Here is a 255-nt window from a genome sequence, read left to right on the forward strand (position 1 = left end):
TGCCGGCCTGACCGAAGGCCTGCTGGCCCAGGTGATGGGCACCGCTGCCGTGGCGCTGGCCGCCGTCAACGTCTTCGGCGGTTTCCTGGTCACGCAGAGGATGCTGGAAATGTTTAAGAAAAAAGAATCCAAGGCGCCCGCGCACAAGGAGGATAAATAATGAGCCTCAATCTGGTGACCTTGTTATACCTGATCGCCTCGGTCTGCTTCATCCAGGCGCTGAAGGGTTTATCCCACCCCTCCACCGCACGGCGC

General features: G+C 59.6%; 1 protein-coding gene and 1 pseudogene. Both read left to right on the forward strand.

Annotated elements, in window-relative coordinates:
- A partial coding sequence (locus ACO0LO_RS29105) for a proton-translocating transhydrogenase family protein (RefSeq protein ID WP_422970052.1) occupies positions 1-160 on the forward strand: 160 nt, incomplete at its 5' end.
- Positions 160-255: pseudogene (locus tag ACO0LO_RS29110) on the forward strand (NADP transhydrogenase subunit beta); the annotation flags it as partial. The gene ACO0LO_RS29105 and the pseudogene ACO0LO_RS29110, both read left to right, overlap by 1 nt.

The organism is Undibacterium sp. TJN25 (genome assembly GCF_049339885.1).
Lineage (GTDB): Bacteria > Pseudomonadota > Gammaproteobacteria > Burkholderiales > Burkholderiaceae_D > Undibacterium.